The organism is Leucobacter albus (genome assembly GCF_039528015.1).
Taxonomy (GTDB): Bacteria; Actinomycetota; Actinomycetes; order Actinomycetales; family Microbacteriaceae; genus Leucobacter; species Leucobacter albus.
This window is the reverse complement of sequence record NZ_BAAAKZ010000010.1, coordinates 1-19,840: the sequence shown is the minus strand read 5'-3', so window position 1 is coordinate 19,840 and position 19,840 is coordinate 1. Positions and strand designations below refer to the sequence as shown.

General features: G+C 64.4%; 18 protein-coding genes and 2 pseudogenes. 6 read left to right on the top strand and 14 right to left on the bottom strand.

The genetic code is table 11. The annotated features are described in order from the left end of the window. Positions 1-172: 172 nt before the first annotated feature. The gene (locus tag ABD115_RS11180; protein WP_343960845.1) at positions 173-1,138 is read right to left on the bottom strand and encodes a DUF6264 family protein; all 966 of its coding nucleotides are present in this window, start codon (positions 1,136-1,138) and stop codon (positions 173-175) included. Then, positions 1,138-2,166, bottom strand: a complete 1,029-nt coding sequence (gene fbaA / locus ABD115_RS11175) for a class II fructose-bisphosphate aldolase (protein ID WP_343960844.1) — start codon at positions 2,164-2,166, stop codon at positions 1,138-1,140. The genes ABD115_RS11180 and fbaA overlap by 1 nt, the downstream gene beginning before the upstream one ends. 140 nt (positions 2,167-2,306) lie before the next feature. Between fbaA and glpX the strand changes: the two genes are divergently transcribed. After that, positions 2,307-3,290 (top strand): class II fructose-bisphosphatase, encoded by a 984-nt coding sequence (gene glpX, locus ABD115_RS11170; protein ID WP_343960842.1) that lies wholly within the window; start codon positions 2,307-2,309, stop codon positions 3,288-3,290. 100 nt (positions 3,291-3,390) lie between these two features. Beyond that, complete coding sequence (locus ABD115_RS11165; protein WP_343960841.1) at positions 3,391-3,864, top strand: DUF3995 domain-containing protein; 474 nt, start codon at positions 3,391-3,393, stop codon at positions 3,862-3,864. Between the two features lie 7 nt (positions 3,865-3,871). Here the strand turns inward: ABD115_RS11165 and ABD115_RS11160 are convergent, their stop codons facing one another. The 6 genes from ABD115_RS11160 to ABD115_RS11135 form a co-directional block, all read right to left on the bottom strand. Then, positions 3,872-4,675 carry an integrase core domain-containing protein gene (locus tag ABD115_RS11160; RefSeq protein WP_343960840.1) on the bottom strand — a complete coding sequence of 268 codons (804 nt, stop codon included), beginning with the start codon at positions 4,673-4,675 and terminating at the stop codon, positions 3,872-3,874. Between the two features lie 133 nt (positions 4,676-4,808). Further along, the gene (locus ABD115_RS11155) at positions 4,809-5,567 is read right to left on the bottom strand and encodes a polysaccharide deacetylase family protein (protein ID WP_343960839.1); all 759 of its coding nucleotides are present in this window, start codon (positions 5,565-5,567) and stop codon (positions 4,809-4,811) included. Between the two features lie 119 nt (positions 5,568-5,686). Next, a complete protein-coding gene (gene speB, locus ABD115_RS11150) occupies positions 5,687-6,631 on the bottom strand; it encodes an agmatinase (protein ID WP_343960838.1) in 945 nt (314 codons plus the stop codon). Positions 6,632-6,645: 14 nt separating this feature from the next. Further along, positions 6,646-7,419, bottom strand: coding sequence for an SDR family NAD(P)-dependent oxidoreductase (locus ABD115_RS11145; RefSeq protein ID WP_343960837.1), 774 nt, complete (start codon positions 7,417-7,419; stop codon positions 6,646-6,648). A 2-nt stretch (positions 7,420-7,421) separates the two neighbouring features. Continuing rightward, positions 7,422-8,111, bottom strand: coding sequence for an SDR family NAD(P)-dependent oxidoreductase (locus ABD115_RS11140; protein WP_343960836.1), 690 nt, complete (start codon positions 8,109-8,111; stop codon positions 7,422-7,424). A gap of 3 nt (positions 8,112-8,114) precedes the next feature. After that, positions 8,115-9,590, bottom strand: a complete 1,476-nt coding sequence (locus tag ABD115_RS11135; RefSeq protein WP_343960835.1) for an amino acid permease — start codon at positions 9,588-9,590, stop codon at positions 8,115-8,117. 125 nt (positions 9,591-9,715) lie between these two features. On the opposite strand from ABD115_RS11135, the gene ABD115_RS11130 reads away from it, so the two are divergent. Next, a complete protein-coding gene (locus tag ABD115_RS11130; protein ID WP_343960834.1) occupies positions 9,716-11,074 on the top strand; it encodes a helix-turn-helix domain-containing protein in 1,359 nt (452 codons plus the stop codon). A gap of 227 nt (positions 11,075-11,301) precedes the next feature. Here ABD115_RS11130 and ABD115_RS11125 read toward each other — a convergent pair whose 3' ends face one another. Continuing rightward, complete coding sequence (locus ABD115_RS11125) at positions 11,302-12,510, bottom strand: DNA recombination protein RmuC (RefSeq protein WP_343960833.1); 1,209 nt, start codon at positions 12,508-12,510, stop codon at positions 11,302-11,304. A gap of 243 nt (positions 12,511-12,753) precedes the next feature. On the opposite strand from ABD115_RS11125, the gene ABD115_RS11120 reads away from it, so the two are divergent. Continuing rightward, positions 12,754-13,584 (top strand): hypothetical protein, encoded by an 831-nt coding sequence (locus ABD115_RS11120; protein WP_343960832.1) that lies wholly within the window; start codon positions 12,754-12,756, stop codon positions 13,582-13,584. Between the two features lie 151 nt (positions 13,585-13,735). Here the strand turns inward: ABD115_RS11120 and ABD115_RS11115 are convergent, their stop codons facing one another. Both ABD115_RS11115 and ABD115_RS11110 read right to left on the bottom strand, forming a co-directional pair. Continuing rightward, positions 13,736-15,253, bottom strand: a complete 1,518-nt coding sequence (locus ABD115_RS11115) for a hypothetical protein (protein WP_343960831.1) — start codon at positions 15,251-15,253, stop codon at positions 13,736-13,738. Between the two features lie 129 nt (positions 15,254-15,382). Next, positions 15,383-15,967: a 3'-5' exonuclease gene (locus tag ABD115_RS11110; protein WP_343960830.1), complete on the bottom strand. Its 585-nt coding sequence runs from the start codon at positions 15,965-15,967 to the stop codon at positions 15,383-15,385. Between the two features lie 112 nt (positions 15,968-16,079). Between ABD115_RS11110 and ABD115_RS11105 the strand changes: the two are divergent. Next, positions 16,080-16,505: pseudogene (locus ABD115_RS11105) on the top strand (DUF1761 domain-containing protein). A gap of 96 nt (positions 16,506-16,601) precedes the next feature. Here ABD115_RS11105 and ABD115_RS11100 read toward each other — a convergent pair. The 3 genes from ABD115_RS11100 to ABD115_RS11090 are packed head-to-tail and all read right to left on the bottom strand — an operon-like array spanning position 16,602 to position 18,794. Continuing rightward, positions 16,602-18,047, bottom strand: coding sequence for a recombinase family protein (locus ABD115_RS11100; protein WP_343960829.1), 1,446 nt, complete (start codon positions 18,045-18,047; stop codon positions 16,602-16,604). Next, entirely contained in the window at positions 18,044-18,487 is a 444-nt protein-coding gene (locus ABD115_RS11095) for an ImmA/IrrE family metallo-endopeptidase (RefSeq protein WP_343960827.1), read from the bottom strand. Before ABD115_RS11095 ends, ABD115_RS11100 begins: the two co-directional genes overlap by 4 nt. A gap of 7 nt (positions 18,488-18,494) precedes the next feature. Continuing rightward, positions 18,495-18,794: a helix-turn-helix domain-containing protein gene (locus ABD115_RS11090; protein ID WP_343960826.1), complete on the bottom strand. Its 300-nt coding sequence runs from the start codon at positions 18,792-18,794 to the stop codon at positions 18,495-18,497. Positions 18,795-19,242: 448 nt separating this feature from the next. Here ABD115_RS11090 and ABD115_RS11085 point away from each other — a divergent pair. Then, positions 19,243-19,840 (top strand): annotated as a pseudogene (locus ABD115_RS11085) (hypothetical protein); the annotation flags it as partial.

Genomic DNA, 19,840 nt, shown 5'->3' with positions numbered 1-19,840 from the left:
GTAGCTGACGCCGAGCCTGCCGGGCGTCGGCGCGCGCGATCGCGCCTGAGCGGCCGCGAGCCGCGGGGGCCGAGAGCCGTGGTGGTCGCGCCGCAGCGACAGCGTGCCGAAACGACAGCGCGCCGCCGAGCTCAGTCGAGCCGGGCGGCGCGCGACCCGCGGGTGCGCTGGGCTAGCTCGTCGGGAACCCCTGCAGATACTCGAGCAGCTCAGCCGAAGCCGAAGGGTCGCTCATGATCTCCGCCAGCTCGGGCGTTCCGAACATCGCGCTCGCCACGATCACGATCACCGCGATGGAGACGACAACGCCGAGCACGAGCGGCACCCAGAACGTCAGCTTGCGAGCGCGCAGCCGGCGGATCGAGTACACGAGCATGAGGCCGTAGAGCACGAGCACGACCATGCCGGCGACCTTGCCCGTCATGTCGAGCCAAGCCGGGGGAGTGAGGTCGGTCACGCCGGGGGCGTCTTCCATCACCGCGAACACGTTGCGCAAACCCATGAGCGTCAGCGACGAGTACAGCGCCCCGAACGCGCCGAGCACGAGCAACAGAATCGTAATGACCCGATCGCCAAGGTTTGCGGGCTTCTGCTGGGCGTACCCGCCCTGCGCGGGCGCCTGGAACTGAGCCTGCTGAAGCTGCGCCGCCTGGTGCGGGGCCCGGGCGTCGCCCGCCGCTGGGGCGCGATACGGGGCGCCAGCCGAGTGCTGCGTTGGGCCTCCTGATGCTTGGCTGCCTGGTGCTTGGTGGCCCTGTGCCGATCCGCCCTGTGCCGATCCGCCGCCAGCTGCGGCCGCGCCGCGACCCGCCGAGCCCCTGCGGGCTGGCCGGGGCAGATTTGCGCCGAGGTTATGCGGCACGCCCTGCACGGTCGCCGGCGTCGGCGCGCCGACGGTCGCGCCGGTGCCAGCTCCGCCGGCACCTGGTGTTCGTGTTCCTACGCCGGGGGTGTTCGCGGCCTCATCGGCAGCGCCCTCGGGCTTCCACTCCCAGCCCTCTGGCGCGTATTCGCCAAACTCTGGCTTCGGCCGGGAATCGCGGGCCGGCACTGGCGTGGCCGCCCCCGGATCCACCGCGGGGGCAGCGGGCTCCGGTGACGCCGGAGTGCCCGCGTTCCCGTCGCGCTCCTCCGACACTAGGCGCTCACCGACTTCCCTGCCGAGCCAAGCTGCTCGGCGGCAAGCGCGATGCGCGCGGCCATGCCGCTCTCGGCCGCTTTGCCCCAGGCGCGGGGGTCGTAGACCTTCTTGTTGCCGACCTCGCCGTCGATCTTCAGCACGCCGTCGTAGTTCTTCAGCATGTAGTCGACGACCGGGCGCGTGAACGCGTACTGCGTATCGGTGTCGATGTTCATCTTGATGACGCCGTTGCGAACGGCCTCGGCGATCTCCTCGGCCGACGAGCCCGAGCCGCCGTGGAACACGAGATCGAGGGGGTTCTTGCCGGTGCCGTACTTCGCCTGCAGGCCATCTTGAATCTCAGCGAGCAGCTCGGGGCGCAGCCGCACACCGCCGGGCTTGTAGACACCGTGCACGTTGCCGAAGGTGAGCGCCGTGAGGTAGCGGCCCTGGTCGCCGAGCCCGAGCGCCTCGACGGTCGCGATGCCGTCTTCGAGCGTCGAGTACAGGCTGTCGTTAATCTTGTGGCTGATGCCGTCTTCCTCGCCACCGACGATGCCGATCTCGACCTCGAGAATGATGCCGATCGCCGCCATGCGTGGCAGCAGCTCCTTCGCGATCTCGAGGTTCTCGGCGAGCGGCACTGCCGAGCCATCCCACATGTGCGACTGGAAGTAGGGCAGCCCGCCCTCCTTCACCCGCTCCTCGCTTGCGGCGACGAGGGGCAGCACGAAGCTCTCGAGGTGTTGCTTGGGGCAGTGGTCGGTGTGCAGCGCAACCGTCACGTCGTACGCCTTCGCAACCTCTTCCGCGTACTTCGCGAACGCGATTGCACCGCCGGCACGGTTCTTCACGGTGTGCCCGGCGAGGTAGTCTGCGCCGCCAAAGCTGACCTGCAGAATGCCGTCGGAGCCTGCCTCAGCGAAGCCCTGAATTGCGGAGTTAATGGTCTGCGAGCTCGAAACGTTGACCGCTGGGAAGGCGAATCCGCCTGACTTTGCGGCATCGAGCATCGCTGCGTACTGTTCCGGAGTTGCGACGGGCATATGGGCTCCTTGGATTCTGTGGTGGTTGCGCGCATCGCTCACGGCAACACACATTGAGTCGTGGCAGTGCGATGCGCCGGGTCACGAACACGTCACCTAGCCGCACTGCGAACACCAGTCTACGCGGTAGTCTTATGGGTATGACTGATCCTCTTTCGCTCGACGACTGGCAGCCCGACCGCAACCTCGCGATGGAGCTCGTTCGCGCGACCGAAGCCGCCGCCATGCGCTCGACCCCGTGGATCGGCCGCGGCGACAAGAACGCAGCCGACGGTGCGGCCGTCGACGCGATGCGCCGCTTCCTCGCGACAGTGAACATGAACGGCACCGTCGTTATCGGCGAGGGCGAAAAAGACGACGCCCCGTGGCTCTACAACGGCGAGCGCGTCGGCAACGGTCTCGGCGCCGAGTGCGACGTCGCCGTCGACCCGATCGACGGCACCCGCCTCACCGCTGAGGGCCGCCCGGGCGCGCTCTCAGTGATCGCCGTCGCCGACCGCGGCAGCATGTACGACCCATCTGCGGTGTTCTACATGGACAAGCTCGTCGCCGGGCCAGAGGGTGTCGGCGTCGTCGATATTCGCAAGCCCATCGGCGAAAACATTCGTGCGCTCGCGAAGGTAAAGGGCGTTGACGTCTCAGACATTCGCGTTGCCGTGCTCGACCGCCCGCGTCACTCACAGCTCATCACCGACATCCGCGAGGCTGGCGCGGGCACGCGCCTCATCATGGACGGCGACGTCGCTGGCGGCGTGAACGCCGCGCGCTGGGACTCCGGCATCGACATGTGCGTCGGTGTCGGTGGCACCCCCGAGGGCATCATCACCGCCTGCGCGGTGAAGGCGCTCGGCGGCGTAATTCAGGGCAAGCTGTGGCCGCGAGACGACGATGAGCGCCAGCGCGCAATCGATGCGGGCCACGATCTCGACCGCGTGCTCGAAGCCAACGACCTCGTCGCGAGCGACAACTGCTACTTCGTTGCGACGGGCATCACCGACGCCGAGTTCGTCGAGGGCGTGCAGCGTCGCGGGCCGTTCGTGCGCGCCGAGAGCATTGTGATGCGCTCGCACTCGGGCACCATTCGCCACATCATCAGCGATATGGATCCGAACCGCTGGGAGTAACCCCCAGGGGTTATTCGGAGTAGCGAGGCGACGCGCTGGGGGTAATCCTCAGCGCGTCGTTCTACACTCAGGGCAACCGGCAACTAGCGAGGAGTACCACATGGGTTTTGTTACACGAACGGCGCGCCTGGTGGCGTGGACCGGGCTCACCGCGGCGGGAGCCGTGCACGCTGTGTGGGCCGCGGGCTCCTCTTGGCCCGAGAAAAACCACAAGCGCCTCGGCGAAGCGGTCGTCGGTAACGCAAAGCAGCAGCCGAGCGCGCAGGCAACCGCCGTGGTCTCTGGTCTTGCATTTGCGGGTGGCGCGGTCGCGGCCGGCGGGCTTGGCGAGGGGAAGTTTGTCGTCGGTGTGCGCCGCGTGGCCGGGGTCGCGCTGATCGCGCGCGCTGCCTTCGGCGGGGCTGCCGCGCTGCGGGCGCTCGGGCTTGCCGAGCCGAACAAGCGCTTCGAAGAGCTCGACCAGAAGTACTACCGCCCGGCCTTTGCGGTGCTCGGCACTGCGCTGCTGCTCGGCGCGAAAGACAAGCGGAAGCGTGCGGCGAAGCTGGCGCTTCGGGAGGCCTCGGGGAGCTAGGGCTCGCCTAGTTGTGGTTCCCAGTGGGGTTGTGAACACGATCTGAGGGAGTCTGCCCACCGATCCCGGTATGGGGTCTGTGATGATTGTGATGATGAAGCCAGGCGTCGTATGTAGCGGCCCCGACCTCATCACTGTCATACGTCGCCGCGTACGCCCACTCCTGCGCAAGGGTCCGGTTAAACCGCTCCACTTTCCCGTTGGTTTGTGGCCGGTACGGGCGCGTATACCGATGCTTCGCATCATCTCCGAGCGCGGCACTAAACGCGCCTGCGCGCGCCGCTTTCCCTGACGCACGCTGCGCACGTTTGTGTGCGTCAGATCCGCGCCCGTACGCACGCCAGCTGCCTCCGTCGGGGATCTTGCCGAGCTTTTTGATATCGACATGGACGAGTTCCCCGGGCTGGGATCGTTCGTATCTCACTGGTGTGGGCTTCCTGACGGGGAGGCCGGTGGTTTGATCGAGGTGCACGAGTTTGGGCATCCGGAAGCGGGTCAAGACCCGTTCAATCGTGGAACGAGGAATGCCGAGGTGGTAGCTGATGCGATGGGAACCCCATTGCCGGGTGAACCGGAGGCTGATGATGCGATGCTCACGTCGTTTCGATAGCTTCGTCGGGCAATGGTGCGGGCGTGAGGAGCGGTCGGTGAGGGGTTCACCGGCCCGGTATCTAGACGCCCATTTTGCAGCGGTCGCGGGCGAGACCTGGAACCGTTCCGCTGCGCGTCTGATGGGCCATCCCTGATCAACGATGAGGGATGCCAGGCGCCTTCTACCGATTGGGGTGAGGGGTGCGTTAGCGTGGGACATGAAGACCCCCGGTTGAGGATTTGAGTTGTGGTAAACCCCATCCTTCCGGAGGTCTTCATCTATCTCGAGCGTTCACAACGTCCCGAGGAACTACACCTAGAGGCAGTCTCAGCGGGGGCACTCAGGCGCCTCTTCAAGCCGCCGGTGGCTCCACAGCTTCGACGACGCGCGCAGGGAGGTTGAGCGTTGCCGTGTGAGCCGCAATGTCTATCATCGGCGCGAGCCACACGTCTGACAACGATGAGACCTCGGCCAGGAGCGCGTCGAGCGCGGCGGCGCGGCCCGGTCGGCCACTGAGAAACGGGTGATTGGTGAGCACCCAGCATCCACCGAAGCGGCGCGTGCCATGCAACTCGCTGCGCCACAGTTCGACCGCGTGGCCGGGCGTTTGGATCGGGCCGAGTTCAGTCACGCCTGGCAGGTAGCAGTACTGCTCCCAATCGTCGAGGGCCCACTGAATTGGAATCTCAATGAGATCCGTACCGCTAGGGGAGTGCTTCGCGGTGCCCAGCAGTGGATAGGGGAGATCTGAATCCATGAGACTCGATTCGTACACGAAGCCGTGGGCGGCGAGTAGCGCTGGCATGTCCCAGGACAGATCCCACATTGGGGCGCGGTAGCCGACCGGGCGTTGCCCGGAGATGCGTTCAAGCGTGTCGCTCCCGCGAACAATCTCACGCACGCGTTCGGCGGGGGTGAGCGTGGTGGGGGTGACGTGATGATACCCGTGATGGGCGATCTCGTGGCCGGCCGCGGCGATATCCCGTACCACCCCCGGATACCGGTCAGCCGTGTATCCGGGGATGAAGAACGTCGAGCGCACGCCGTGGTGCTCCAGGAGCCCGAGGATCCGTCGAACACCGATGAGTGGGCCGTAGGCCTGGTGGGTCATTGCGCTCATGCTCGCCGCTGCAGCCGGCGCAGCACCAACGGCGGCTGACTCGCCATCAACGTCAAACGTAAAGGACGCGGCGCATGCGGCGCCCCCTGGCCACTCAAACTCCACGCTGGTTACCTCCTGGCCATGATTGATACCAGATCATACGCGCAGTGCGCTGCCGCCACCGACGTGATGCTCGCGTGGTCGAACGGTGGGGAGACCTCCACGACATCTGCGCCGACAAGGTTCTTGTCTTTCAGGCCGCGCAGGAGCTCGAGCAACTCGCGGCTCGTAAGTCCACCGGCCTCCGGTGTGCCGGTGCCCGGCGCGTGAGCGGGGTCGAGCACGTCAATGTCGATAGAGATATACAGCGGTGCGTCACCCACTCTGTCGCTGATCCGCTGAATGATGTCAGTGAACGGTGTCGTGTGGAACTCGCGCGCGTGCACAATCGTGAAGCCAAGCTCTGCATCGTCCGTGAGATCGTCGGCGCTGTAGAGCGATCCCCTGATGCCAACGTGAGCGGAGTGCTCCTTCAACAGCAGCCCCTCTTCGATCGCGACACGGAACGGCGTGCCGTGAGTGACCGGGGTGTCGAAGTACGGCCCCCAGGTGTCGAGGTGTGCGTCGAAGTGCACCAGCGCGACTGGGCCGTGCACCTTGGCGAGTGCGCGAAGTGAGGCGAGTGCGATGGTGTGGTCTCCGCCAAGCACCACGATCTGCTTCCCGTCCCCGATGAGCGTTGAAAGCCCTGCTTCGATCTCTGCCAGCGCCGCGGTGATGTCGAACGGATTGCAATCGAGATCGCCAGCATCCACGACCTGCAACGTCGCGAAGGGAGCGGTCTCAAGCGCCGGGTTGTAGGGGCGCAATAGCCGTGAAGCCTCGCGAATCGCTCCTGGGCCGAAGCGCGCGCCGGGCCGGAAGGTGACGCCCGAGTCGAATGGAACGCCGACGATAGCGATGTCGTGTGTTGGGGCATCGCCCAATCTGGGCAGCCGGGCAAACGTGGTGAATCCTGCGTAGCGCGGCGAGAGCTGACCGTCGACCGGGGGGATGGGGGCGTTGGTGTTCACTGGAGAGGTCCTTCCTAAACGCGGCCGCGCGTGGCGCCGCCATTGATCTGAATTGTCTGGCCAGCCATGGCGGTAAGCGCCGGATCGCACAGAAAGCGGACAGCTTCGGCGATCTCTTCCGGTTGCCCGATTCTGCCAACTGGAATGTTTGTGGCGTACTCCGCGTGCATTTCGTCGAGCGACAACCCGGCAGACTGCGCGTCAACCAGAAGCTGCGGCGTATCGATCACGCCCGGGGCAACCGCGTTGACGAAAATGCCTTCGGAAGCGAGCTCGTGGCCCAACGACTTCACCAAACTGATGAGTCCGGCCTTCGAAGCGGCATAGGCGCTTGCCTCGGGCCAACCGGTGACGCCCCACTCGCTGACGATGACGACGATCCTGCCCCCGCGGCCAGTCTCGAGCATTACGGAGCTCGCCTCCTGGACGAGGGCGAACGTGCCGAGGAGGTTCGTTTCGACGACCCGCCACCACTCTGCCTCATCGGCTGCTGCGAGCAGGGACATCGACATCGTGGCGTGATTCGCGACGAGAATATCCAGGCCGTCGGCGCCTGAAGAATCTCGCACGAGGCCGCGGCAGCCGGCCGGGGTCGCGAGATCTGCGATCAGCCCGGTCACCGAACCCGTCGCCTCGAGAAGCTCCAGCCGCGCGTCGCGGTTCCGCCCGTGCGCATACACCGTTGCGCCCGCGGCGCTCAGCGCGGTGACTTGCGCCTGGCCAAGCCCGCCCGTCGCGCCCGTGACGAGCGCGCGGCGCCCGGCGAGCGTACTGAGAGAAAGAGTCATCGCTAGATCACTGCTCCTGAGTTCGGGTGAAGTGTCTCACCGGTGATGAATCCGCTCGATTGGATGAGGTATGACACGCACGCAGCTATGTCTGCTGGTTCGGCGAGCGCCCGCGTTGGCAGCGTGGCGAGATACTCTGGCTCCCGCCACTGCGAATCAACGGGGAGCATCGGGGTGTTCGTCGGCCCTGGCGCGACCGAGTTGACGGTGATACCCGTTCCGGCGAGTTCGGCGGCGAGACTTCGCATTGCTCCGAGCACAGCGCCCTTTGCTGCCGAGTAGTGTGAGTCGCGCGGCCCGCCTCCCACAGCAAGCTCGCTGGTGATCGCGACGATCCTGCCAACGCCAGCGTCAAGCATCATGGGGATGACCGCGCGCGCCGTCGCAAAGAATCCGCCCAGATGAACGCGAAGCATCGCGCTCGCAGCCTCGTCAGTCACCTCGGAGAAAGGGATGCTCTCGTAGTAGCCCGCGGCGTTCACGAGACCGATGATGGGGCCCAGGGACTCAGCGGCTTCGGCGGTGGTCTCGGCCACAACGCGCGTATCGGCGATGTCGAGCTCCCAGCTGCGTGATGTCGCGGGGGACGGCCTGCGGTCAAACCCTGCGACCAAAAACCCCTCAGCGAGAAGCCGTGTTGCGATCGCGGCTCCCATCCCGCCCGCTGCTCCGGTAACAATGACTGTGCGCATCGATTAGACCTCACTTTCTACTGGTGCTGGCTGGCCGGGCAGTGTGACGGCGCTGGTTTCCACGCGACCGATGCGCCCGCGCACCCTGAGATAGACCATGGTGCCGAGAATCGCGAGTGCCACAGTTCCGATGATGACCGACCAGTCGAGTACGAGATTCTCGTTCGCCTGGCGTGGCCACCCGATGTTGACGAGTTCGAGAGCTACCCAGGCGAAGGCGATGAGCGCCACGGGAAGTGTCCAGCGGCCGAGGGTGAAAGGGCCTGGGGTCCAGCTCCGACGGAGCACGGCGATCGCGAACGCGGCGACGGGGAACAGGAAGCTGAGGTAGAACCCGCCCGAGGTGAAGTTCACCATGATCGTGTAGAGGTTCTCGGCGACGTTGCTCAGGAGGAACAAGGCGGTGCCGACGGCAGTGGTGAGAAGGATCGCCCAAACCGGCTGCCGCTGCGCCTGGCTGAGCCGAACGAGCTTGGAAGAGAACGGTAGCGCGTTGTCGCGGGCCTTCGCCCAGATGAGCCGAGACGCCGCGGTCTGCAGGGCGAGAAAGCTGGCGATGAAACCGATCGCGAAGAGGGCCTGCAGGGGCAGCGCGATGCCTGAGCCGAGCTGGGCCGTGAGCACGGCGTGTACCGGGTCGACATCGTAGCCCGGAAGTAGCTCTGGGTTCTCAGGGGTCGCAAGGATCACGGCAAGGCTGGAAAACATCACGATGAGCGCGATGAACGAGATCGAGAAGAGCACCGCTTTTGGCAGATTCTTTCGCGGTTCATGCACCTCCTCGGCAATCGAGCCTGCGCTCTCGAAGCCGACGAAGGAGAATCCAATGAACACGATTGCGAGCAGAAAGGGCCCGCCGATCGAGAAGAACTCATCGCCTGCACCGACGCTGCGGCCGGCATCGAAGAGCACCGAGAGATCGTGCTCTCGTCGGGTGATGAGCAGCCAGATACCCAGGCCGACCGAGCCGATTACCTCGGCGATGATGCTTGCAAACATGAAGATCTTCAGCACCTGACGCCCTGCGAGGTTGACGAGGGTGCCGCAGACGAGGACGACGAAAGCGATCAGGGCGACCTGGGTGCCGGTCGGGTGATCCAATCCCAGGATGTTTGCGATGAATCGGGCCGCTCCCAGTGCAACTGTCGCCATCGCGATGGTGAGTGTCCAGATATAGAACCATCCGGCGAACCAGCCAAAGCCAGGGCCGATAAGCCTGCTCGCCCACTGGTAAATTGACCCTTCGATGGGCCATCTCGAGACGAGCATCGCAAATACCAGTGCCACGAAAAACTGGCCGGCGAAGACGACCAGAAATCCCCACCAAAAACTTGGGCCAGCCGCAGAGATTGCTATGCCATAGATTCCATAGAGGGCCACGATTGGCGAGATAAATGCGAACGCGAATGCAAACGCGGCACCAAAAGTGAACTCGCGTTTGAGCGTTCGCTCATGGTTATGGGCTGGGTGAGCCGTCACAGTGGTCTCCTTTGGCCTCGCTGGTAGGGCGGTCTAATTATCCAACCGACCAAGTTGAGCCGCGAATAATTGAGTGCGGTCTATATATATCGCGAATTTCAGTGTATGAAGCTACACTCATGCTCGTGGTGAATAGCATGCGGAGCGCTGCTCCGGCCGTGACAATTGGAGACATTGTCGTGGATAGAGACCTGGCAGTCGAATGCGTCGTGATGCCGGACGGTGGTCTGCTGCGCTCTGTCACTTGGGTGCACGCGACAGAGCAGTTGGATCCGCGGCCGCACTTGCGAAGAAGCGAGATTGTCTGCACACTCGGTAGCGCACTCGTTCGGGAGCACTCGGCACGGTTTTTCGTAGAGTCGCTGGTTGCTGCCGGTGTCGCAGGGGTTGCACTCGGGCTAGGCGAGGTCCATCTCGCAGCGCCCGCTGAACTCGTCTCCGAGTGTGAGCGTCAGGGTTTGCCGTTGTTGCTGCTGCCACACGGCATTCCGTTTCTTGCGGTGAACGATGCGATCCTCCGCCACCGTTCGCGCATCGAAGTGGAGGCGCGGAGGCAAGAAGCGGAGCTGATGTCGCAGTTGATGACGGCCGCGAGGAACGGAAGCAGCGAATCTGCGATGCTTGCCGTGGTTGATGGGGAGTACGGCGGCCGGATTGAGGTTGGGGACAGATTGGGCGTGCCAACCTGGCTCGGGCAGGGGGCCGGCCCCTCGGAGGGATTTCTTGAGCAACTCGGCAGCGTCATAGAACTCATTCGGCTAGAACGGGAGCGGGAGACCGTGGAAGCTTTCGCCCAGGCCGGGCAACTCGTGGGGCTTATCGGGGAGGGCCTTGCTCATCCGGCGGCTCTGCTGCCCGAGCTAGACCGCTGCGGCGTCGGGTCAAGCCAACTCCGCGTCTCCCACTGGCCGACAGGCAGTGAGGGCCCACTCACAGATAAGTGGCCCAATGCGTTCATCGGGGTGGTTGCCGAGGGGGTCGTAATGATCGCCGACGCTTCCGATCCCGAGGAGTTCCGCGAACTCGGCCTAGTGTGTGGCTACAGCGGCGTCGTACGTATGGAAGAAATGCGGCGAGCCCTCAGCGAAGCGCGTTCGGCGTTGCGCCTGGCCAGGAGTCGTGGGGGAATAGCGGGGCCAGACGCCCTGGTGTCGCTCGGCGCGCTGCTAGAACAACAACCCGCAGATCGGTTGGTTCCGTTCATAGAGCGGCTTGTGGCACCCCTCGTTGCTGCAGACTCACGAGGAAGAGGTGAGCTTGTTCGTACCCTTACCGTCTTCTTTGAGCAAGAACACCACCTTCAGCGCACCGCCGCGGAACTCTACGTGCACGTGAACACGGTGCGTCAGCGATTTGCTCGCATCAAGGACCTGGTTGACCGAGATCCGCTCTCGCCCGGAGAGTGCGCTGATCTTCGTATCGCACTGTGGGCTGCCGAACGCCGGAGGGTGATTCGGCGTAGGCTCACTCAACCATTGGCATAGGGGCTGAAGGCTTGGCATCGGGCCTCGAACGTTTGCGGGCATGCGGCGATGTGGCACTCGGCGCTGGCGGCGCTGCCCTGGGTCTTGCCCAGAGCAGTGAGCGGCTGCGTAAACCGGGGTGATCTGTGGTAGATCGGTCGCAGCGTGCTGAGATCGTGCTGTGTTTGGCTGATTGCCTATGCTGCGCTGCGCCGCAGCGCCCCTCGCGAGGCCGGCCGCGGGAGGCGCTAGCTGCCGAGCGCCTCGTCACGCGGGCCAGGCTCTTGCGGCAGCGCGAACTCCGGGGCGGTGAGCGGGCGCACCGCGTCTTCAAGCTGCATGGGTTCGTCGAGGGCTGCCCCATTGAGCGCGCTGATCTTGCGCGCGGTCGGCAGCACCTGGCGCTCGAGCGAACCGACATACGCGTTGTAGCCTTGCACCCCGCGCGAGAGCGTGCGGCCGAGCTTGTCAAGGTGGGTCGCACTCACCCCGAGTCGCTTGTGCAGCTCGCGGCCCAGCTCGAAGAGGGTTCGCGCCTCGCTAGTCAGCGACTCCTGACGCCAGCTGAAGGCCACAGATTTGAGTATCGCCCAGAGGCTGACGGGTGAAGCGAGTGCGACTCGGCGCTCGAATGCAAACTCGAGCAGCACCGGGTCGGTGTCGAGCGCAGCCGAAAGCAGCGACTCGCTCGGCACGAACGCGATCACAAACTCGGGGGAATCGCCGAGGGCAGCGGCGTAGTCGCGGCCGCTGAGCTCGATGACGTGGTCGCGCAGTGCCTTGGCGTGCCGGGCAAGTAGTGCCTGCTGCCTGGCTGCGCGCTCCGCTGGGTCGCCGCCGTGCTCGGCTCCGAGGTGCTGCGCCTCAAGATACGCGTCGAAGGGAACTTTCGCATCGATTGCGATTAACTTGCCGCCCGGCAGCTTCACCACCATGTCTGGGCGCAGCGCCCCGCGCTCGGTCTTGATGTGCTGCTGCACCTCGAAATCGACGTGCTCGAGCATGCCAGACGCCTCGATGATGCGACGCAGCTGCGTCTCACCCCAGAGGCCTCTCGTGTTGTTTGACCGCAGTGCCGACGCGAGACCCTCAGCAGTGCCGCGCAGCTTCTCTTCTGCGCGAGCGGCCTGCCTGAGCTGCTCGGCAAGCTCTCCGTGCTGCACTGCGCGCTGCTGCTCAATGCCGACGACGGTGCGCTCGAGCTTGCCGAGGCTGTCGCGCAACGGCATGAGGTGCTGCAGCACGCGCTGCTCTTCGCGGTCGAGTTCGATGCGTCGCTCGGTGTTCGCGTGGGCGTCGCGCAGCCGCTCCGCCAGCCCCTGGGTGCGCGTCTCAGCAACCGCGAGCGCCTCGCGCCAGTGGCGCGCCCGGTAGGTCGCTGCGAAGTACCCGACGGCACCGCCGATGGCGAGCACGGCGAGCAGCAGCACGGTGAGCAGCACTGGCGAAATCATCATGCAGCAATCGTTTCATGTGCCACTGACATTCACGTGTTGCGCCGGGGATCGCTGGCAGGGGATCCGCGCGGAACCACTGCGGAGAGCCGCTGTCGGCGCAGTGAGCCGCCACCGGCACCGGGATCCGCCGCCGGGAGCAACCACCAGCACCGGGAGCCACCACCAGCACAGGGAGCCGCCGCCAGGCTCCTAGCAGCTCGAGCGTGGCGGGCGCTCGACACAAGCGCCCGCTACGCTCTAGCTATGCAGATTCAACGCTTTCTCGCCGGGCGCACAGGCCCGCACCCGCTGCCAGACGGCGAGCCTGCCGACTTCGTCGTGCACGACCTTGGTACGCTCAAGCTCCCCTCGGGCCGGCTCGCGCTCGCCGAGACGAGCAGCCTCGAATCGCCGGTGATTGTGCCGGTTGAACCGGGCGAGTACAGAGTCGAGCTCACGAGCGCGGGCGTCGACGAGTACTACGACGTGAGCGAGGCGCGATTCGCCTATGTGAGCCTGGTGCTCTCTGAATCTGAACCGGTGACGGTTGAGCCAGCGGTTGTCGAACCCGACACGGTGCAGTGGCGCACTGAGCCGCAGGGTGGCATCGCGGGGGTGCCTGGGCTACACGGCGTCAACATGTCGCAGATTGCTTGCCTGGCCCTCGCAGACGCCGAGGCGCTGCCGCGTGACATGCCGGGGGAGCCCGAGACCTGGTACGACTCTGTGCTCGCGGGGCAAGACGGCGGGTTGTTTCAGCGGATGGATGAGCCGGTGGCCGCGCCGAGGGGTACGGTGCGCGCGCAGCTGCCCAACTCCACCACCGGTGACACGATCACGCTGGTGATTGCCCGGGAGCTGCAGTACCCGATTCTTGCGACGCGAGACCGTGAAGGAAAGCTCACCGGCATCCACGTGGACATGCTCGTCGTCGGCGAGCTCGCCGAGACACTGCAGGCGTTCGACGGGCAGTCTGAGTGGGCGCAGTTCGAACTCGAGGAAGCGATGCGTGCCGAAGTGCTCGCGGAAGAAGCCGCGGAACAGCGAAACCGAGGTTTCGGCGGCTGGCTCCGAGGCGTGTTCGGCGGAAAGTAGCCTGCGCTTCGCTGACGCGGGGCGTCGTCACACCACGGTCAACTGCCCGCTGCCCGCTGCCCGCTGCCCGCTGCCCGCTGCCCTCTGCCCGCTGCCCTCTGCCCGCTGCCCGCTGCGCACCGCCCGTGTCCTAGCGCCTACACCCCATTGACTAGCTTCCCCGCTGCGGGGCATGTTCGCGCGGCTGCGGCGTCACAACGACGTGGTCGAACAGCTCGCTCTCGCTGTCGAGACCGGTGAGCGGCTCGAGCTTGGCGCGCACCCCCTGCATGCGTGTGTACGATGCATCCTGCGGGTACCGCACGGTGAGCCGGAGCTCGGCCCCTTCGACGAAAAGCTCGATGCTCGTCGCGTCGGGCAGCGCCTCGTGGGCCCGGGCGGCAGCTTCAAACGCGGCGGCGGGAAACGCGGGGAGCCCAGGCACCGAGCCGGGGCCGGGGCGGGCGTGCACTGAGAACTCCCCGGGGCCGGGCGCTATCAGCGCAGTGTTCGCAGCGAATTGATGACTCGACATGAGCAGCTCGGCTGCGGCCCTCATGCCCTCGAGCGTGTGTGCCTGCACGATGAGATCGGTTTCTGCGTCGGAGCCCAGCGTGACACCGCCGGGCGCAGCCGTGAGCGCATCAACGAGGTGCTGCTCGGCCAGGGGGTCGCCCGACCACAGCAACACGGGGCTCACGCCGACGGCCATGCCGGCGGCTTCTGCGGCTTCTGTCAGCGCCGCCAACTGCGCCGCATCGAGATCGCTGTCGCCACCCGGAGCGAGACCGGTACTACCACCCAGATTGGCCGCGCCTTCAACCCCAACATCAACCCCAGCGCCACCGGTGATTCCGGCATCAACCCCAGCCCCGGCATCGACGCGCACCGAGACAGCGTTATCCGTGACGAGAATCGCATCGTAGGGTAGCGCGAGCGCCGCCTCGAGCACTGGCACTATGCGTTCAATGTCGGCGCCCGGTTGCAGCCGAACCTCCATCGGCGCCCCGTTGGGGCGCGAGAGTTGACCTTCCGAGGTCGACAGTCCGCCGAAACTCAGCGGCACATCAGTGATGCGGGCCGCGAGCTCACGCAGGGCAGGAACGAAGTCTGCGTCGTCGGCGACGGTGGCGAACACGCGATAGCTGTCTGCGGGAACATCGCGGGCGAGCCCGCGCCCCTCCGGGTCAGCCGACTGCCACCCCACTTGCTCAAAAGACCCGGCGAACCCGGGCTCGAGCGCGCCCATCGCCGCGCTTGCGGCGGCGAACCGGGCGAGCTCATCAGCGTCGATACACGCCTGCGCCGCGAGGTCATACTGACGCACGAGCCCGTCGCCCACGACGCGATCACTGTTCGAGACGGTCACGGAGGTGATCGTGGTGTCGGCCGCGCAGCTGGCTGCCGCGATGGATCGCGCCTTCGCTTCGGTGACCTCTGGCGAGAGGGTGAGCTTGGCCTCGTAGGCCGCCCCGCCGGTCGGCCAGGTGTTGCGGTAGCTCACGTCAACCGATTCGACCCCGGGCTGGCCCTCGATGCTGCGGGCCCAGGCCTGCTGGCTCAACTGCCAGCTTGCGCAGCCGCTGAGCGCCAGTGTTGCGACCGCGACGACAGCGACAGCGACAGCGACCGCCGCGACGGAAGCGGTGCGCGCACGAGCATCGGGCACCGTGCGCGTTTTGAGATTCATGTGAACAGCCTACGCACCGCGCGCCGCAACCCAAGCCGAGCCCAGTGCCAGCCCAGTGCCAGCCCAGTGCCAGCCCAAACCCAACCCAAGCCCAACGCCAGCCCAAACCCAAGCCGACAAGCCCCAGCGCTACAGCTTCAGCGGAATTGCCTTCAGCTGGTGCAGCTTCACCCCGGCGACCTTTGCGAGCGAGACCACATCGGGCGCCTCGTGCCGGCGCGCCGCGTCGACGATGATCGAGGCGCACGCCTCGGCATCTGCGAGCGCCTCGTGGTGGGCGAACTCGCCGTAGCCGGCCGCCGCGGCGGCGAGTGGGAGCCGGTGCGAGGGGATGTCGTAGGTCTTGCGCGACACCTGCACACTGCACAGGTACTTCAGTCGCGGCGTGGGCAGCACCGCATCTGCGCAGGCCGCGCGGATCACGCCCATGTCGAACGAGGCGTTGTGCGCGACGGCGACATCGTCGCCGATAAACGACAGCAGGTCGTCGAACTGCTCGCCCCAGGTCGGTGCGTCGAGCACCATGTCGGGGGTGATGTGGTGGATCTTCACGTTGAATGACTGAAACTGCGGATGGCTTGCTGGCGGTTTGATGAGCCAGTACGCGCGATCCACCACGACACCGTCGCGCACCCGCGCGAGCCCGACCGAGCAGGCGGAGGAGGGGTGACCGTTTGCGGTCTCGAAATCGATCGCGGTGAAGTCAACTGGCACCCGATGATCCTCCCACACAGCACTGACAGTGACGCGAGAGCCCCCCGACGTGTGACAATGAATTCCCATTGGCATCGCAGAGGTGCCAAGCCGAGTGTGAACGGAGTTCACCATGATTCCTGAAATCAATTACTGGGCAGTGCTCGTTGCGACGGCGTCGACGATGGTCGTCGGGTCGGTCTGGTATACGCCGAAAGTGTTCGGCAACCTCTGGATGCGCCTCGCGAAGGTCACGCCGGGCGGCAACGGCAAGGATGCGGTTGGGCCAATCGTCGTGACGGTGATCGTGAGCTTCATCACCGCGTGAGTGTTTGCGGGCGCGATCTGGATCGCCCACGAGTTCTACGGCGGATCGTTTCTGTCGGCGGCGCTCGTCACCGGGTTGCTGCTCCGGGCCGGCTTCACCGCGGCACGGTTTGTCACTCACGATGCCTTTGAGGGGCGGCCGGTGAAGCTCACGATGCTGAACATCGCCCACGAGCTCGACACGGTGCTCGTGATGTCGGTGATTCTCGGAGCATGGCCGCCCGCGGTCTAGCCTCGGCGTGAGAGCGGGCGCGGGCGCGCCGAGGCGGATCGCCGGGTAGACTTGACGCTCGTGGCTCTAACAATTGGAATCGTCTGTTAGCTACGTCTAAGTAAGATCCAAAGCAGACGAGATTGTGACACGCGGCACCGAATCTGGCGCGTTCACTTCAACCCGGTCAATGAGCAGGCGCAACGACTCGCGCCGGTGCTCTACGGGCAAATCGTCCCACCGCGCGAGCAGGTCGCCAACGAAAGCTACTGGCCGTACCGTGTTCTGCGCAGCAACCCTGGTCAGCTCATCCTCGATCTCGCTGATCTCTGCTTCCAATTGAGTGCGGAGCCTCTCGTAGACATCCTGAGGAATGACACCATCCACCAGCCGCAACGTAGCCGCATCAAGCCTCGCGGTTGCCGCATTGAGCTTCCTCGCGAGACTCTCGGCAGGGCTGTCCACCAGCTTGAGCCTTCGTGTCGGCGAGGCGGCCGCTGCGTTAAGACGACCACTTATCGAACTCAGCCATGCGTTTACCGCTTTGTCGATGATCGCGGCAGAGATGGAAGCATCTGGGTGGCGATGCTGTGGGTACTGAATTGACTGCGTGCATGCGTACCGGTGATAGCCGTGATCGACACGGCCGCCCATTCGTCCGCCACAACGGCAATAGATGAATCCCGAGTACAGGTACGGCGATCGCTCGGCTCGCGGCCGTCGCCTCCTGACCTCACGGGCTTCCTTGTACCTTGCCCAATCGCTGGCGTTCACAACTGGGTCGTGGGCTCCGTTGTGGAGTTCTCCTCGGAACGATATAAAGCCAGCGCCAAATCCCGAGTCAAGAACCCGCAGCACAGCAGCTGTGTTCCATCGAGCATAGGCAGGGAGCGGTTTGCCCGCCTCGGGTTCCACCTTCACCGTGCTGTAGCGCTGAGCAATAGCCCATGCGGACTCTCCCGCAATGTACGCCTGATACATGTTTGCGAGCTTCGGGCCCTCCACCGGGTCCACTGCGTATGTGCCATCTGATTTTGAGTATGCGTACCCAAACTGTCGGCGCCCATTTGGAGTCAGCCCATGCCTAACACGGCGCTCCTGGGTTTCTTTCCATGTCTCGCCGATGGATTCAGCGATGAACGCGGCATGTTCAACCAGCACCCCGCGGCCAAACCTGCCAGCGGGGCTGCGATCATTTGGTTCCGTCGCAGATTCGATATACCCGCCCGCCGTTTCGACTCGGTCTGTGGCGACTGCCCACTTAACGCGGGAGCGTGCAGTGCGGTCGATCCTCCAAACGAGCAGAAGCTCCGCTTCCTTAGCCTCGATGCGAGAGACTGCTCGGTCAAGGCGCGCCCACCACGCGGACTTCTTGCGGGAGCCTGATTCGTCAATCCCTTCGACCCATTCGATTATGGTGATCTTCTCGCGCTTTGCGTATTCCTCGATCGCGAATCGCTGGTTCTCTGGGCTAATCATCCCTTCCCGCTCTTTGGAAACACGGATTAGCGCGATTCCCCGCCGGCGGGAGGTTTCGGGGAGTTTTGCGATACTCGCAATCATGCTGCTACCACTTTCGCCGCGTAGTGCCCCAGCTTTGCACCGACGTACACGGTGTTGCCAATGCGCGCGAGCGTCCGTTCGAATGCCTCCACGATGTAATCCATCACTTCCAGCTCCTGAGCTATGGCCTCAATGTTGGTTCCGTAGCAAGCTTCAGCAGCCCTGTAGCCGTCCATATCGATCAAGAGATGAGCCGCCCTCTCGTCTGCGCGTAGTTCGTCTTTGGCGTCGTAGTGCCCAAACATAGTTCTCCGGTCTCCCCGCATTAGGTGAGCCAGTTCATGAGCGAGAACTGACCGCTCGAGGCGGTACAGCATTCCGGGCTGAAGTCGAATCACGCGGGTGTCGACGTTGCAGTCGCCGTCCCTGTTGAGATGGGTTAGATCGACATACTCGATGCACGCGTCTAGCGACTCTGCTAGATCGAACAGGTACTGCATTGGTCTCCTACTCGTAGTGTGTTTCACCGCGATTGCTGGAACGAGTCTTTGCAGCGAGAGCGTAATCCTGGCCACCGACAGCTTGGTTGTATAGCTCTGCGATCGTGATGCCGAGCGCGTCAGCGATTTCAAGGACGGTATCCAACGGAACTCGCTGAACGCGGTCTTGGCCGTTCTCGGTCACTGCGCGGTACAGCGTTTTGTAAGGGATGCCGATTTCCTGTGATGCGCGCTTCAAATCCCCGAACCGATAGACAAGAAGTCGCCCGAGTTCGTCGCGGATAAGGTCAGCCGTTTCGTTTCCCATAACTGGAATTATATGTGCCCATTTGTGGGAATGCAACTTCCGCCTTGTGGGAATTACAACGATGTAGTTATTCCCACTTGTGGGAAATCACAAAAACGGAACCGACGATTGCGATTCCCTTTTGTGGGAATTAGTGTTCTTTTTATGGGAAACAGCAACCAGGCGGTGAACAACATCCGCAACATGATTTCGACCAACGGGCGCACATATGCTTGGCTCTCTCGCCAAACCGGCGTCCCTTACAAGAGGCTACTCGCAGAAGTTAAGAACGGCACAAGGCCGATCTCTCTCGAGACAGCTCTCGCTGCGACAGAAGCGCTCGACGCCGGCCTGCCCGACCTTCTCGGGAGCAATGCGTGACTGCTGAGGAGCGGCTACGCGCAGCCGCAGAAATTCTGCGCGCCGCCAACGAGGAACTTCTGCGAAGTGAGCAGGAGTTGGTAGCAGCATGACCGCCGAGATTCTACAGATTGACATCGACGCGGCCCAGCGCCGAGCCGAGCGAATCCGTTTCCACGCGACGAACGCGAACGAGGCCATGCAGAGCCTGTTGAAGCTCGTGAAGACAGCGCAGGAGCTGGACGATCACGTCACGCTCGGGTACGCGTCGTGGACGGCTTACGTCACCGACCTGTTCGGAGACGAGCCGCTACGCCTCGCCCGTGACGTAAGGCGCGAGCTTGTCGCAGAACTCTCCGACGCTGGCATGAGCACCAGGGCAATTGCGCCCATCGTTGGGGTCAGCCACATGCAGGTGTCGAATGATGTTCGCGAGCAAGGTGTAAAGAACTTTACACCTGAGCCTGCCCCGTTTGAGGTCGAGGGATTCACCGTGAACCCCAGCACTGGAGAAATCATCGACCCGCAAGACGTGCGCGACGCACTCGGGGACAAGGTGGCTGACGCCTACGAGAAAGTCCAGTGGGATAAACCGACCACCACTGAGCACACGGTCACCGAGAAGATCAAGACCGTCACCGGGCTCGACGGGAAAGAGTACAAGCGGCCCGAGCCGCGTGGCCCGAAGCCGGTCGCGGAGGGTGATG

Excerpts from the sequence above, each read along its gene's own strand:
- ABD115_RS11120 (WP_343960832.1), top strand. The coding sequence starts at position 12,754 with ATGCAGATTCAACGCTTTCTCGCCGGGCGCACAGGCCCGCACCCGCTG.
- glpX (WP_343960842.1), top strand. The coding sequence starts at position 2,307 with ATGACTGATCCTCTTTCGCTCGACGACTGGCAGCCCGACCGCAACCTC.
- ABD115_RS11100 (WP_343960829.1), bottom strand. The coding sequence starts at position 18,047 with ATGATTGCGAGTATCGCAAAACTCCCCGAAACCTCCCGCCGGCGGGGA.
- ABD115_RS11095 (WP_343960827.1), bottom strand. The coding sequence starts at position 18,487 with ATGCAGTACCTGTTCGATCTAGCAGAGTCGCTAGACGCGTGCATCGAG.
- ABD115_RS11160 (WP_343960840.1), bottom strand. The coding sequence starts at position 4,675 with ATGTCCCACGCTAACGCACCCCTCACCCCAATCGGTAGAAGGCGCCTG.
- ABD115_RS11125 (WP_343960833.1), bottom strand. The coding sequence starts at position 12,510 with ATGATGATTTCGCCAGTGCTGCTCACCGTGCTGCTGCTCGCCGTGCTC.
- ABD115_RS11140 (WP_343960836.1), bottom strand. The coding sequence starts at position 8,111 with ATGCGCACAGTCATTGTTACCGGAGCAGCGGGCGGGATGGGAGCCGCG.
- ABD115_RS11165 (WP_343960841.1), top strand. The coding sequence starts at position 3,391 with ATGGGTTTTGTTACACGAACGGCGCGCCTGGTGGCGTGGACCGGGCTC.
- ABD115_RS11155 (WP_343960839.1), bottom strand. The coding sequence starts at position 5,567 with ATGACCCACCAGGCCTACGGCCCACTCATCGGTGTTCGACGGATCCTC.
- ABD115_RS11090 (WP_343960826.1), bottom strand. The coding sequence starts at position 18,794 with ATGGGAAACGAAACGGCTGACCTTATCCGCGACGAACTCGGGCGACTT.
- ABD115_RS11115 (WP_343960831.1), bottom strand. The coding sequence starts at position 15,253 with ATGAATCTCAAAACGCGCACGGTGCCCGATGCTCGTGCGCGCACCGCT.
- ABD115_RS11145 (WP_343960837.1), bottom strand. The coding sequence starts at position 7,419 with ATGACTCTTTCTCTCAGTACGCTCGCCGGGCGCCGCGCGCTCGTCACG.
- fbaA (WP_343960844.1), bottom strand. The coding sequence starts at position 2,166 with ATGCCCGTCGCAACTCCGGAACAGTACGCAGCGATGCTCGATGCCGCA.